Annotated in this window: 12 protein-coding genes and 2 tRNA genes; 3 read left to right on the top strand and 11 right to left on the bottom strand. The window is 32.6% G+C overall.

Annotated elements, in window-relative coordinates; all coding sequences use genetic code 11:
• Positions 1-31: 31 nt before the first annotated feature.
• Positions 32-1282: a transcription termination factor NusA gene (gene nusA / locus LUU93_RS00080; protein ID WP_232675907.1), complete on the bottom strand. Its 1251-nt coding sequence runs from the start codon at positions 1280-1282 to the stop codon at positions 32-34.
• Between the two features lie 13 nt (positions 1283-1295).
• Positions 1296-1760: a ribosome assembly cofactor RimP gene (gene rimP, locus LUU93_RS00085; protein WP_232675915.1), complete on the bottom strand. Its 465-nt coding sequence runs from the start codon at positions 1758-1760 to the stop codon at positions 1296-1298.
• A 172-nt stretch (positions 1761-1932) separates the two neighbouring features.
• Between rimP and LUU93_RS00090 the strand changes: the two genes are divergently transcribed.
• Positions 1933-2757 (top strand): universal stress protein, encoded by an 825-nt coding sequence (locus LUU93_RS00090; RefSeq protein WP_232675917.1) that lies wholly within the window; start codon positions 1933-1935, stop codon positions 2755-2757.
• A gap of 81 nt (positions 2758-2838) precedes the next feature.
• Here the strand turns inward: LUU93_RS00090 and LUU93_RS00095 are convergent.
• Both LUU93_RS00095 and LUU93_RS00100 read right to left on the bottom strand, forming a co-directional pair.
• Positions 2839-2909: transfer RNA gene (locus LUU93_RS00095), tRNA-Gln, on the bottom strand.
• 108 nt (positions 2910-3017) lie between these two features.
• Positions 3018-3088, bottom strand: a tRNA-Gln gene (locus tag LUU93_RS00100).
• Between the two features lie 246 nt (positions 3089-3334).
• Between LUU93_RS00100 and LUU93_RS00105 the strand changes: the two genes are divergently transcribed.
• A complete protein-coding gene (locus tag LUU93_RS00105) occupies positions 3335-6616 on the top strand; it encodes a glycosyltransferase family 117 protein (protein WP_232675927.1) in 3282 nt (1093 codons plus the stop codon).
• A 95-nt stretch (positions 6617-6711) separates the two neighbouring features.
• Complete coding sequence (locus LUU93_RS00110; RefSeq protein ID WP_232675929.1) at positions 6712-7350, top strand: polysaccharide deacetylase family protein; 639 nt, start codon at positions 6712-6714, stop codon at positions 7348-7350.
• Between the two features lie 33 nt (positions 7351-7383).
• Here the strand turns inward: LUU93_RS00110 and LUU93_RS00115 are convergent, their stop codons facing one another.
• From LUU93_RS00115 to LUU93_RS00145, 7 genes are all read right to left on the bottom strand, one after another.
• Positions 7384-7686 (bottom strand): thioredoxin family protein, encoded by a 303-nt coding sequence (locus tag LUU93_RS00115; RefSeq protein WP_053474396.1) that lies wholly within the window; start codon positions 7684-7686, stop codon positions 7384-7386.
• A 71-nt stretch (positions 7687-7757) separates the two neighbouring features.
• Complete coding sequence (locus LUU93_RS00120; RefSeq protein ID WP_232675931.1) at positions 7758-8993, bottom strand: metallophosphoesterase; 1236 nt, start codon at positions 8991-8993, stop codon at positions 7758-7760.
• Positions 8994-9166: 173 nt separating this feature from the next.
• On the bottom strand, positions 9167-9349 hold the full coding sequence (locus LUU93_RS00125) for a hypothetical protein (protein WP_232675933.1): 183 nt from the start codon (positions 9347-9349) through the stop codon (positions 9167-9169).
• A 102-nt stretch (positions 9350-9451) separates the two neighbouring features.
• Complete coding sequence (locus tag LUU93_RS00130; protein WP_232675935.1) at positions 9452-10789, bottom strand: sensor histidine kinase; 1338 nt, start codon at positions 10787-10789, stop codon at positions 9452-9454.
• Positions 10790-10800: 11 nt separating this feature from the next.
• Positions 10801-11475, bottom strand: a complete 675-nt coding sequence (locus LUU93_RS00135; protein WP_232675937.1) for a response regulator transcription factor — start codon at positions 11473-11475, stop codon at positions 10801-10803.
• A 188-nt stretch (positions 11476-11663) separates the two neighbouring features.
• Positions 11664-11846 (bottom strand): hypothetical protein, encoded by a 183-nt coding sequence (locus LUU93_RS00140; RefSeq protein WP_232675939.1) that lies wholly within the window; start codon positions 11844-11846, stop codon positions 11664-11666.
• 51 nt (positions 11847-11897) lie between these two features.
• A complete protein-coding gene (locus tag LUU93_RS00145; protein ID WP_232675941.1) occupies positions 11898-12095 on the bottom strand; it encodes a hypothetical protein in 198 nt (65 codons plus the stop codon).
• Positions 12096-12223 lie beyond the last annotated feature (128 nt).

Raw genomic sequence — 12223 nt, forward strand, 5'->3', positions numbered from 1 at the left:
TTTTTCGTTGTGTTGTTAGAGTTTAGGATAACTAGCTATCAAACTCTTCTTTTAGTATTTTCATAACATCAAGAATTGTTTCCTCTTCTAAGTCTGTTCTTCTTACTAAATCTTCTACTTCTTGTTTTAAGATACTTCTAGCTGTATCTAAACCAATTTTTGCGAATTCTTCGATAACCCAGTCTTCGATTTCATCTGAAAACTCTGTTAATTCAACATCGTCATCGTCTTCGCCATTTGCAGTATCACCTTCTCTGATTACATCTAACTCATAACCCGTTAGCTGACCTGCTAATTTAATATTATGACCTCCTCTACCAATTGCTTTAGAAACTTCTTCTAATTTCAAGAAAACTTCTGCTCTTTTGTTTTCTTCATCAATTTTGATTGAAGAAACTTTTGCAGGGCTCAATGCTCTTGTAATAAACAATTGAATATTGTTTGTATAGTTGATTACATCGATATTTTCGTTTCCTAATTCGCGAACGATACCATGAATACGGGATCCTTTCATACCAACACACGCTCCAACAGGATCAATTCTGTCATCATAAGAATCTACAGCAACTTTTGCTTTTTCTCCCGGAATACGAACTACATTTTTAACTGTAATTAAACCGTCAAATACTTCAGGAATTTCTTGTTCAAATAATTTTTCCAAAAACTTCTCAGAAGTTCTGGACATAATAATTTGTGGTTTATTTCCTTTTAACTCAACGCTTTCAATGATTCCACGAACATTATCTCCTTTACGGAAAAAGTCAGATGGAATTTGTTTTTCTTTTGGAAGTACAATTTCGTTTCCTTCATCGTCAACTAAAATAACAACTCTTGGACGCACGTGGTGTACTTCGGCAGTATAAATATCTCCAATAATGTCTTTAAACTGCTTATAAAGATTTGTATTATCGTGTTCGTGAATTTTAGATATTAAGTTTTGACGCAAAGCCAAAATAGCTCTTCTTCCTAAATCAATCAATTTAACCTCTTCAGAAACCTCTTCACCAATTTCAAAATCCGCCTCGATCATTCTTGCTTCAGTCAAAGTAATTTCTTCGTTTTCAAAATCCAGATCTTCGTCAGCAACGATAACTCTTCTTCTCCATATCTCCATATCCCCTTTGTCAGGATTTATAATGATATCGAAATTATCATCAGAACCGTATTTTTTCTTCAATGCATTTCTAAACACGTCCTCTAAAATTGCCATAAGCGTTACACGATCAATAAGTTTATTATCTTTAAACTCTGAGAATGAATCGATTAATGCTAAATTTTCCATGCGAATTCTTTAATTAAAATGTTACTGTAACAACTGCCTCTTTAATTTCTGTATAAGGTATCTGTTGTTCTTTTTGAACTGTTTCCTTTCCTTTTCCTACTTTTTTCGGTTCTCTTGCCTCCCAAGACAAAATTATAAAAACATCGTTAGCTTCTATCAATTCTGCTTCAATTTTTTCATTATTTGTAGTAACAATCAACGTTCTACCAATATTTTTCTTGTATTGTCTTATCAATTTCAAAGGAGAACCAACTCCAACTGATGCTACTTCAAGCGAAAAATCCTGTTCTTCACGATCCAGATTATTCTCGATTGCACGACTAATATCGATACAATCCTGAAGTGCAACTCCATTATCTCCGTCTAAACCAACACTAATTTTAAAAGAATCTGAAACCGCAAGATCAATCAAAAAGATCGATGGCTTTTCCAGAAGAGCTTCTGTAATTAATTCGTTTACTTTTTCCTTAAATGTCATAATTTTATAAAAAGAGGGGACATTTAGTCCCCTCATTATTTAGATTTTAATAAATAACGGTGCAAATATAGTGATTTTTTTATAAATCAAATAAATAGATTGCTCTAAAAATATTTCTTATCTTTATAGAAGCATTCAAAACATATTATTCAAATAATTTAACCCGAAAATTATGAAACGAATTTTAGTACCTACTGATTTTTCAGAACATGCAGAACACGCCTTAAAAATTGCAGCTCAAATCGCCAAAAAAAACGATTCTGAAATCATTATTTTACATATGCTCGAATTCCCGCATCAAACTAATGATGCAATATTTGGAGGTGTAGGCATTCCCGAAACCATGCTTTTTATGCAAAAAGCAAACGAAACTCTTGACACAATCTCACAAAGTTCTTTCCTGGATGGGATTCAGGTTACAGAAATTGTAAAAATGGACAGGCCAATTCACGGCATCACACAAGTAAGCAAAGATTATAACATTGATTTAATCATTATGGGTTCACACGGCTCTGCCGGAGTTGAAGAATTACTAATTGGTTCAAATACTGAAAAAGTTGTAAGAAATTCTGAAATTCCTGTTTTAGTTATCAAAAAAGACATTTCAGATTTTAACGTCCAGAATATTGTTTTCGCCTCTGATTTTACAGAAGAAACTAAAAAACCGTTTGAAAAACTTTTAAACTTTTCAAAATCATTTGATGCAAAAATTCATCTGGTTACAATCTGCACACCAAACAGCTTTAAACCCACACATGTAATCGAAAAAGCAATTAATAATTTCACCAATCATTTCAATCTTACAAATTACGATACACATATTTACAATGACACCAATATTGAAAAAGGAATTATCAATTTCTCTAACAGTATAAATGCCGATGTTATTGGAATGTGCACTCACGGAAGAACCGGTTTTGCACACTTCTTCAATGGAAGCATAAGTGAAGGATTAGTAAATCACGCGGTAAAACCCGTTATTACCCTTAAAATTTAAACCAAAATCCTAATGAAGAAATAACACTTGTTTTTTAAATTTATTCCATAAAAAAAGCCTCTCGATTGAGAGGCTTTTATGTTGGTCTACTAGGACTCGAACCTAGAAAGACTGCACCAAAAACAGTTGTGTTACCATTACACCATAGACCAGCAATGCTGTTAAGCGGGTGCAAAATTAAACCTTTATTTAACTTATGCAAATTTTTAAGTCAACTTTTTTGCATAAAAAAAAGCCTCTCGATTGAGAGGCTTTTTATGTTGGTCTACTAGGACTCGAACCTAGAAAGACTGCACCAAAAACAGTTGTGTTACCATTACACCATAGACCAGCAATGCTGTTAAGCGAGTGCAAATTTAAGGTTTTATTTAGTTTGCACAAACTTTTTAGTCAAAAAAAATGCTTTTTTTCATTTTTTTTCATTTTAAAGCCGCGTACTTTCTTCAAAGCACCTTATACACAACACATTAATCTTTACAGATAGTTTTATAGAATTTTTTGTTAATGCTCGTTTCTTTACGCAAAAAAACATTTTCTTTGTAGACTAGAAAAACACACAAAATTTTAACTCCTAAATATGGCACAATTCAATTTCAATAAATGGAATACTATTATTGGTTGGTTTGCATTTGCAATCGCTTTAATTACCTACACATTAACTGTCGAACCTACAATGAGCTTTTGGGATTGCGGCGAATATATTGCCACAGCAGCTAAACTAGAAGTTGGCCACCCCCCGGGAGCACCTTTATTCCAAATGATGGGCGCATTCTTTGCCATGTTTGCAACAGATGCTCAGCATGTGGCCTTAATGGTAAATATGATGTCTGTTTTTTCTAGCGCATTTACAATTTTATTCATGTTTTGGTCTTCGTCTATGATTTTAAAGAAAATCATAGCACGTTTTACCGAAATTAATCAAAATAATTCTATTGTAATTTTAGGAAGTTCTTTTGTAGGAGCACTAGCCTATACTTTCTCTGACAGTTTTTGGTTTAATGCTGTCGAAGCAGAAGTTTATGCAATGGCTTCCTTGCTAATAGCATTACTTTTTTGGCTTGGATTACGCTGGGAACAAGATATGGACAAACCAAAAGGAAACAAATGGTTATTAATCATCTCTTTGGTTATTGGTCTTTCATTTGGAGTTCACTTTATGGCGTTATTAACGATTCCGTCAATTGGATTTCTTTACTACTTTAAACATTACGAAAAAGTTACAATTAAAAACTTTCTTATTGCCAATGTGGCTGTAATAGGAATTTTGTTGTTTATATTCAAATTACTTCTGCCTTTAACGATGGCATTCTTTGGTAAAACCGAAATTTTTATGGTAAACAGTTTAGGACTTCCTTTTAATTCCGGAACTATTTTCGTGGTTTTACTTTTAATTGCTTTCTTCTATTTTGGATTAAAATTTACCAGACAAAAAGGATTGATTTTTTATAACACCATTATCCTTTGTATCTTATTTATATTAATTGGTTTTTCTACCTGGATCATGTTACCTGTTCGTGCAAATGCCAATACAGTAATCAACGAAAACAAACCATCTGATGCTGCCGAGGTTTTAGCCTATTATAATCGTGAGCAATACGGTGTAAACCCATTATTTTACGGCCCGCAGTATACTGAAGTTTTTTCCGGTCTTGACGCTAATGTTCCATATTTAGACAAAAAACCTAACTACGAAAGAGATTATAAAACGGGTAAATATATCATTACCAACAATTATAAAAACGCAGAACAAAACAGCGACGATAATCAAAAAACGGTTCTGCCAAGAATGTGGAGTACAGAAACCGGACACATTCAAAACTATATCAATTTTACAAATCCTCCTAAATTTCGAATCAATCCAAACTATAATTATGAGGATGATTTAGGTAAATACGGAATTGATCCAAGCCAATTAACAGAAGAAGAATATAATAAGGCAATAGGGCAGCTTCGTAATGAGGTTGAAAAAACAATTGGTGAATTTAGAAACGCCTATGCCCAAAAACAAATTGACAATGAAGGCTATGTTAAGTTCCTAAATAGCTATAAAGATTATTTAATTATAGAAAAACCTTCTACTGTAGATAATTTCAGTTTTATGTTCGAATATCAATTTGGATATATGTATTGGAGATATTTAATGTGGAATTTTGTTGGACGTCAAAGTGATGTTCAGGGAAAATACGACAATTTAGATGGAAACTGGATTAGCGGAATCAAAGCTCTTGACTCTATTCATTTAGGTTCTCAGGACAAATTACCCGCTGATGTTTTAAACAACAAAGGGCGTAATGTTTATTATTTCATTCCTTTCATTTTAGGCTTAATCGGAATAATGTATCATGCTAATAAAGATCTTAAAAGCTTTTATGTTCTTCTGGCACTATTTTTATTTACCGGAATCGCATTAAAAATCTATTTGAACGAAAGACCTTTTGAACCTCGTGAAAGAGATTATGCTCTGGTTGGATCTTTCTATGTTTTTGCAATCTGGATTGGCTTCGGGGTTTATTCTTTATATGAAAGTATTCAAAAATATATTGCTCCAAAAATTGCCGGACCAATTATTATTGCAGGAAGTTTATTGGCAGCGCCGGTTTTAATGGCTTCTCAAAACTGGGATGATCACGACAGATCAAACAGATACACTGCTGTTGCAATGGCAAAAGCATATTTGAGTTCGTGTGACAAAGATGCTATTTTGTTTACCATTGGTGACAACGATACGTTCCCTCTTTGGTATGCACAGGAAATCGAACATTTTAGAACTGATGTTAAAATCGTAAATACGAGTCTTTTCATGACAGATTGGTACATTGATCAAATGAAAGCCAAATCATATGAATCTAATCCCTTACCGATATCATTTACTCACGATCAATATGTTGGGGATAACTTAGATTATGTAGCTCATATACCGAAGATAGAAACACGCTGGAATATAAAAGATTTTCTTGATTTTATTAAAAACCCAAAATCAACTGTAGGTTTACAAAACGGACAAACAATTCATTTTTATCCAACGAATAAAATTAGAGTGAATGTTGACAAAAACATCATTATCAAAAATAAGATTGTAAATCCTAAATACAATGATTCAATTGTTCCTTATATGGATATTGACATTAAAGGAAGTGCACTTTATAAAAACAGACTGATGATGCTGGACATCCTGGCTAATAACAACTGGAAACGTCCAATTTATTTTAGCGGAGGAGCTTTTGATGATGAAGATTATTTATGGTTAAAAGACTATCTGCAGTTAGACGGAATGGTTTACAAATTAGTTCCTGTTAGAAACGTACCTTCTAAAGATGGCGGGCCTATGGATATGGGACAGATTGATGCCGATAAAATGTACGATATCGTGATGAAATGGGACTGGGGCAACAGCGAAAGCGAAAAAATCTATCACGATCCAGAAACCAGAAGAAACAGTATTACATACCGTACAAATTTATCTCGTTTAATGAATGAACTTATTGCCGAAGGCAAAATTGACAAGGCCAAAAATGTAATCAATTTAGCAATAACTAAAATGCCACTGGACAAATTTGGTTATTACTCTTTAGTAGAGCCATTTGCTGGTGGATATTACAAAGTAGGAGAAACGGCCAAAGCGCACGATTTATTAGATAAACTGGTTAATAAATACAAGGAAAACTTAAATTATTATGCTACCCTGCCTCCAGGTGACCAAACTGATCTGGCAATGGATATTATTACAGATATTGAACGTTACAGAAGTTTACTTCATGTTATGAAGGAAAATGAAGACAAAGTTTTCTATGAAAAACATAAAACAGTATTTAATACGTATGTAAATGTTTTTGAACGTTTTGGACGCGAAAAAGAATAATAATATACGAAAAATATATTGATTAAAAAAATGCAGTGCTTCTTGATAAAAAGCGCTGCATTTTTTATTTTTACATAGATATAAATAAAACCAAAATGAGCTTTTATTGGGTAAAAACTAATTCATTTATTAAAAAGGTGTTTTCTAAATATTGTTGGGATATTCCAAACAACGAAAAGAAAATATACTTAACGTTTGATGACGGCCCAACCCCAGAAATTACAGACTGGGTTTTATCTGAACTAAAAAAGTTTGATGCAAAAGCGACTTTCTTCTGCATTGGAAAAAACATTAAAGCAAATTTGTCTTTATTTGAAAAACTAATCCGAGACGGGCATTCTATTGGAAATCACACTATGAATCATGTAAATGGCTGGAAAATTCACACAAACGATTATATCGAAAATGTAAATAACTGCGCCAAGATTTTAGAAGAAGAAATAAAACCTAACAATTTAATATTTCGCCCGCCTTACGGGAAAATCAAAAAAGCGCAATCTAAAATTTTACGAAAACTAGGCTATAAAATAATTATGTGGGATGTTTTAAGCGCCGATTTCGACCAAAGTATAACTCCTGAAAAATGCCTTGAGAATGTTACTAAAAATGTAAAATCAGGGAGTGTAATTGTATTTCATGACAGCATAAAAGCATCGCCAAATTTAAAATTTGCTTTACCAAAAACACTGCATTTTTTAAAAGAGAATGGATATAAATTTGATATTATTCATTAGAAAATCAGAACAATATCTTATTTTCGGAAGTTTTTATACATCGAATTGATCCTGAACAATCCCGATAAGTGTATTTGCGTCAAGTTCTCCGGATTGTCTCCAGATCATTTGCCCTTCTTTATAAATCATTAAAGTCGGAAGTCCTTTAATTCGTAATGCTTCGGCCAGTTCCTGATTTTTATCGACATCAATTTTAATTACCTTCGCTTTGTCTCCAAGCGCAGCCGCGACATCCTTTATTACCGGATGCATCAATACTGATGATTCGTTCCAATCTGTGTAGAAGTCAATTAGCACTGGAACCTGAGCATTTATTAGTTCTCCAAATTTTGACATAAAACCAAAAATTTAATTCTTTTAATCTATTAAAAAGATATAATTAATACAAATGTAGCATTTTTAACGAATTAAGCCACATTCTTGCCTTTTTTTAGTTCAATCACCGTGATTTCAGGCATAATTCCAACTCGTCCCGGATAGGCATGAAAACCAAATCCGCGGTTTACATAAACATATCTGCCGGCTTCTTCATAAAGCCCTGCCCATTGTTTATAAATATATTGCGCCAGACTCCACTTAAAATATCCCGGAATTTCAATTCCAAACTGCATTCCGTGTGTGTGTCCTGATAACGTTAAATGAAAGTTTTTAGGGTGTTTTTTAATTTCATATTCCCAATGACTTGGATCATGGCTCATCAACACCTTAAAATCATCACGGTGAAGATTTTCTGAAGCCTTATTAAGATCTCCTGCCTTTTTAAAATTCTTTCCCCAGTTTTCAACACCAACCAAAGCAATTTTATCAGCTCCTTTTTGAATATATTTATTTTCGTTTAATAAAAGATTAAATCCTATTTTACCATAAAGATTCTTGATTTCTGCGAAGTTTTCATCTTTTTCTTTTTCAGATGGCCAGGTCACATACTCTCCGTAATCATGATTTCCTAAAACAGCATATTTCCCGTACTTGTAATCTTTAATTCTGCTAAAAGTTTCCAGCCACGGGTGCATTTCTTTGGCATGCGTATTTACAATATCTCCGGTAAACAAAATTATGTCTGATTCCTGTTCATTAATCAAATCAACTGCATATTTAATTTTATCAGGATTATCAAAACTTCCGCTGTGTACATCTGAAATCTGGGTTATTTTAAAACCATCAAATTCATCTGGAAGATCCGGAAAGAATATAGTCTGCTTAAATACTTTAAAATTATATTTTCCCTCAAAAATCCCATAAATCAAAGACAAAAACGGAACCGCTGCTAAACCTAAAGCTAACTGGCTGACAAATTTTCGTCTGTCCGGCATCATTTCTTTTCGAGGCGTATTGTACATGCAGTAATTTAATATACTGGTCCCAATCCTAAAAATATCTTCTCCAAACATTATCAGCGTAAGCAAAATTTTGGGAACATAAACCAATAACATTAATCCCATAGTAAACATGGTTTGTCTGGTCTGCCCAACAGAACGGTCAAATTGCGTAAAGGAATATATAATGAAAACTAAAAGCAGTACACTTATAATTTGATAGCTGATCAAAACCCATCTTAATTTGATTAAAGTACGAAAGGCTTGATACGAATAGAACTCAATAAACAGAAAGAGAGCACATAGAATTACAAAACGAAGGATCATTTATTTACAGTTTTAAGCAAAGTAACAAAGAATGAAAATTTAATCGCTTTTTATTATCAAAAATTTAACTCAAATAATAGCAAAAGCCGATAGATTTCTCTATCAGCTTTTGCAGCCAAATTATTTAAAACCTTTAGTCTACAACAAAGTTTATTTAATAAACTTATATTGTGTTATTTTTGTGCTTTTGCTGCCTCTGGCTTAGCTTCTGCTTTTTTAGTTTTTTTATCGGCTTTTTTATCTTTTTTAGCCGTTTTTGCTTCTTTAGCCGGAGTCTCTTTTACTGGAGCTGTCTGAGCATTTACCATTACAGTTGTTCCTAAAACTGCTGCTGCTAATAAAACTATTTTTTTCATGATTATAGATTTTGTGATTACTATTTCTTTATTTATACCTCAAAGATAGAATCAGTAAATGAAGACAAAATGAAGATTGAACCAATCAGAAAAAATTAACTTTTAATTGTGTTTTTGCATTTCCGGAAACAATAAAGTAAAAGTTGTTCCTTCGTTTATAATAGAGGTAACTTTAATCTCAATATGATGAAAAACAGCTATACTCTTAGCAATTGCAAGACCTAACCCCTGCCCTTCCTGATCAGAACTTACTCTGGCAAATCGGTTGAAGATATTTTCAATTTGCGATTCGTTTAAACCAATGCCAAAATCTGTAATTGAAATAATATATTGATTTTGCAAAAAGCCATCAGAAACAATAATACTTCCGTCCTGCTTATTATACTTTATGGCATTTGTAACTAAATTATAGATCAAAATATGAATTAAGGTTTTGTTTCCCTTAAAAGCAAAATCATATTCCATTTTATTAACGAACTCAATGCCTTTATCGTCAATACGATCCTGAAGATCTTCCTGAAGATCCTTTATAATTTCCTGAAAACTGATATTTTCGCTGGCTTCATATTGATTGTTTTCAATCCGTGAAATCAGCAGTAAATTATTGATGATTTTTTTCAGCATATCAAGCGTTTTCAATGAACCTGCGATTTTATCCACCGCATTATCATCTAAAGAATCATTTTGCAGTAAATTCTCCAGTTTGTTTTTCAATAAAGCAATCGGGGTCAAAAGTTCGTGAGAAACATTAGAAATAAACTGTTTTTCTTTTTTAAAAAGCTCTGCAATACGATTCATCATTTGGTTTAAAACCAAATCTAATTCTCTAAAATCTCTTGATTTTGCTTTTATCGGAGTATGATCAAAAACCTCTGGTTCGTTGACCCGCCTTATTTTAGTATCAATAATTTTATAAAACGGTTTCAGTAAATATTCGATATAAAAAGTATCTGCCAAAAAAGTAACCAGAAGAATAACTACCAAAACAACTATTATAAAAAACTTTATAATAAAAGTAAGGTCTTTTACTTCGCTTAAACTGCTCCCTATTTCGAGTTGGTAATCTTCATTTTGATAACTAAAGTGATGCTGCAGAATTCGGTATTCATTTTCTTCACCTTCAATAATTCGATATTCATTACTAAAAGTTGTTCGCTTTTGATGTGTCTTTATGGGAACTCTGGAAAGAACCAAAAATTCGCTGTGAAGTGTAGAAAACTGCGAATAGGTTTCGGTCGAATCATCTGCATTTTCGATAAAATCATTAATTTCCTGCTGATTTAAATGATCGATGAATTTCTTTTTCTTTTCAATTAATCCATTATTAATGTGTCTGTAAACCACATTTTCGACCAAAATAGGAAGCATGAGCCATAAAATCAAAATCACCAACAATCTTGTTAGTGCATTAAATATGGCCAATTGATGTTTTATCTTCACAAAAAATCTATTTATTCATTAATACGGTAACCCACATTTCGAACGGTTTCAAACCAATCAATCGAAGTATGTTTGTCTAATTTTTTTCGAAGGTTACGAACGTGTACGTCTATAAAATTAGAATCGGAGTTTACCTCCAGAATATCGCCCCAAATATGTTCTGTTAATTGTAATCTCGTAATTACCCTGTTTTTATTCAAGACTAAATATTGAAAAATATCAAATTCTTTTTTAGTTAAACTTAAAGGCACTTCATCAAAACTCACTTTATAATCCTGAAGCTGCAGTAAAAATCCGTGAATACTTAAATTGTTTAAAGTAAAACCATGAATCCTGCGAATTACGGCAAATAATCTCGCAGCCAATTCTGTCAATGCAAAAGGCTTCGTCAAATAATCATCCGCACCTAGATGAAGCCCGTTAATCCTGTCATCTAATTCTCCGCGGGCCGTTAGCACAATTACCGCAATTTTTGATTTTGTTTTTCGAATAGTCTGTAAAACTTCAAAACCATCTCCATCAGGCAATCCCAAATCAAGCAGCATAGCATCATAATCATTACTGGCAAACTCTTCAAGAGCATCGGCGCAGTTATTTGCAATTTTACAAATATAACCTGTGCTGCACAGAAAGTCGTAAACCTCTACAGCAAGTTCTTTATTATCTTCAACAATCAAAACATTCATAAATAGGGCGTTTAAACGCAACTAAAATTAAATCAATTATCAAAAATCCAGTTACGTGTTATTAAAAAATTAACGAATAAAAAAAGCCGACAAATTTCTTCATCAGCTTTCTTCAATCGCATTCATCATAATCATTATTCCTGTTTTGCCTCCGTTACAATGCTTCGAAAACAAAACGAGAGTAATTCTTATTTTTTCACATTTGCAGCTTCGTCTTTTGGAGCCTCAGCTTTTGCCTTTTTGTTTCCTTTATGATGGTGTTTTGTTGCTTTAACCTCTTTTGCGGGCGCTGCCTGAGCTGGAGTTGTTTGAGCATTTACCATTACAGTTGTTCCTAAAACTGCCACTGCTAATAAAATTAATTTTTTCATGATTTTAAATTTTTAAATTAACCAACCTTTTATTCTAAATTATTTTTTTTCTTATTTTGTCACTTTTACTGCTTCTGCTTTTGGAGCTTCACTTTTTACTGATTTTGTTTTTTTATCTGTTTTGCTTTTTGGGTGTTTTGTTGCTTTAACTTCTTTTGCAGAAACTGTTTTGCCATCTTTTGCAGGAAACGCATGAACCATTGCACCTGTTCCTAAAACTGCTACTAATAACATCAATAAATTTCTCATGATTTCTAAAATTTAAATTAATTACCTTTTATTTTACAGATCAAAATTACCCCCATAACATGAAGACAAAATGAAGAAATCCCTGTATAAAAAAAATTAACTTGACATTAACGCTTTGCTGGTTTTTG

The sequence above is a fragment of the Flavobacterium soyae genome (genome assembly GCF_021245985.1).
GTDB classification, from domain to species: Bacteria; Bacteroidota; Bacteroidia; order Flavobacteriales; family Flavobacteriaceae; genus Flavobacterium; species Flavobacterium soyae.

Coding starts and splice junctions, on each gene's coding strand:
- LUU93_RS00125 (WP_232675933.1), bottom strand. CDS start 9,349: ATGAAAAAAATAGTTTTATTAGCAGCAGCAGTTTTAGGAACAACTGTA.
- LUU93_RS00110 (WP_232675929.1), top strand. CDS start 6,712: ATGAGCTTTTATTGGGTAAAAACTAATTCATTTATTAAAAAGGTGTTT.
- LUU93_RS00115 (WP_053474396.1), bottom strand. CDS start 7,686: ATGTCAAAATTTGGAGAACTAATAAATGCTCAGGTTCCAGTGCTAATT.
- LUU93_RS00135 (WP_232675937.1), bottom strand. CDS start 11,475: ATGAATGTTTTGATTGTTGAAGATAATAAAGAACTTGCTGTAGAGGTT.
- LUU93_RS00105 (WP_232675927.1), top strand. CDS start 3,335: ATGGCACAATTCAATTTCAATAAATGGAATACTATTATTGGTTGGTTT.
- rimP (WP_232675915.1), bottom strand. CDS start 1,760: ATGACATTTAAGGAAAAAGTAAACGAATTAATTACAGAAGCTCTTCTG.
- LUU93_RS00140 (WP_232675939.1), bottom strand. CDS start 11,846: ATGAAAAAATTAATTTTATTAGCAGTGGCAGTTTTAGGAACAACTGTA.
- LUU93_RS00090 (WP_232675917.1), top strand. CDS start 1,933: ATGAAACGAATTTTAGTACCTACTGATTTTTCAGAACATGCAGAACAC.
- nusA (WP_232675907.1), bottom strand. CDS start 1,282: ATGGAAAATTTAGCATTAATCGATTCATTCTCAGAGTTTAAAGATAAT.
- LUU93_RS00145 (WP_232675941.1), bottom strand. CDS start 12,095: ATGAGAAATTTATTGATGTTATTAGTAGCAGTTTTAGGAACAGGTGCA.
- LUU93_RS00120 (WP_232675931.1), bottom strand. CDS start 8,993: ATGATCCTTCGTTTTGTAATTCTATGTGCTCTCTTTCTGTTTATTGAG.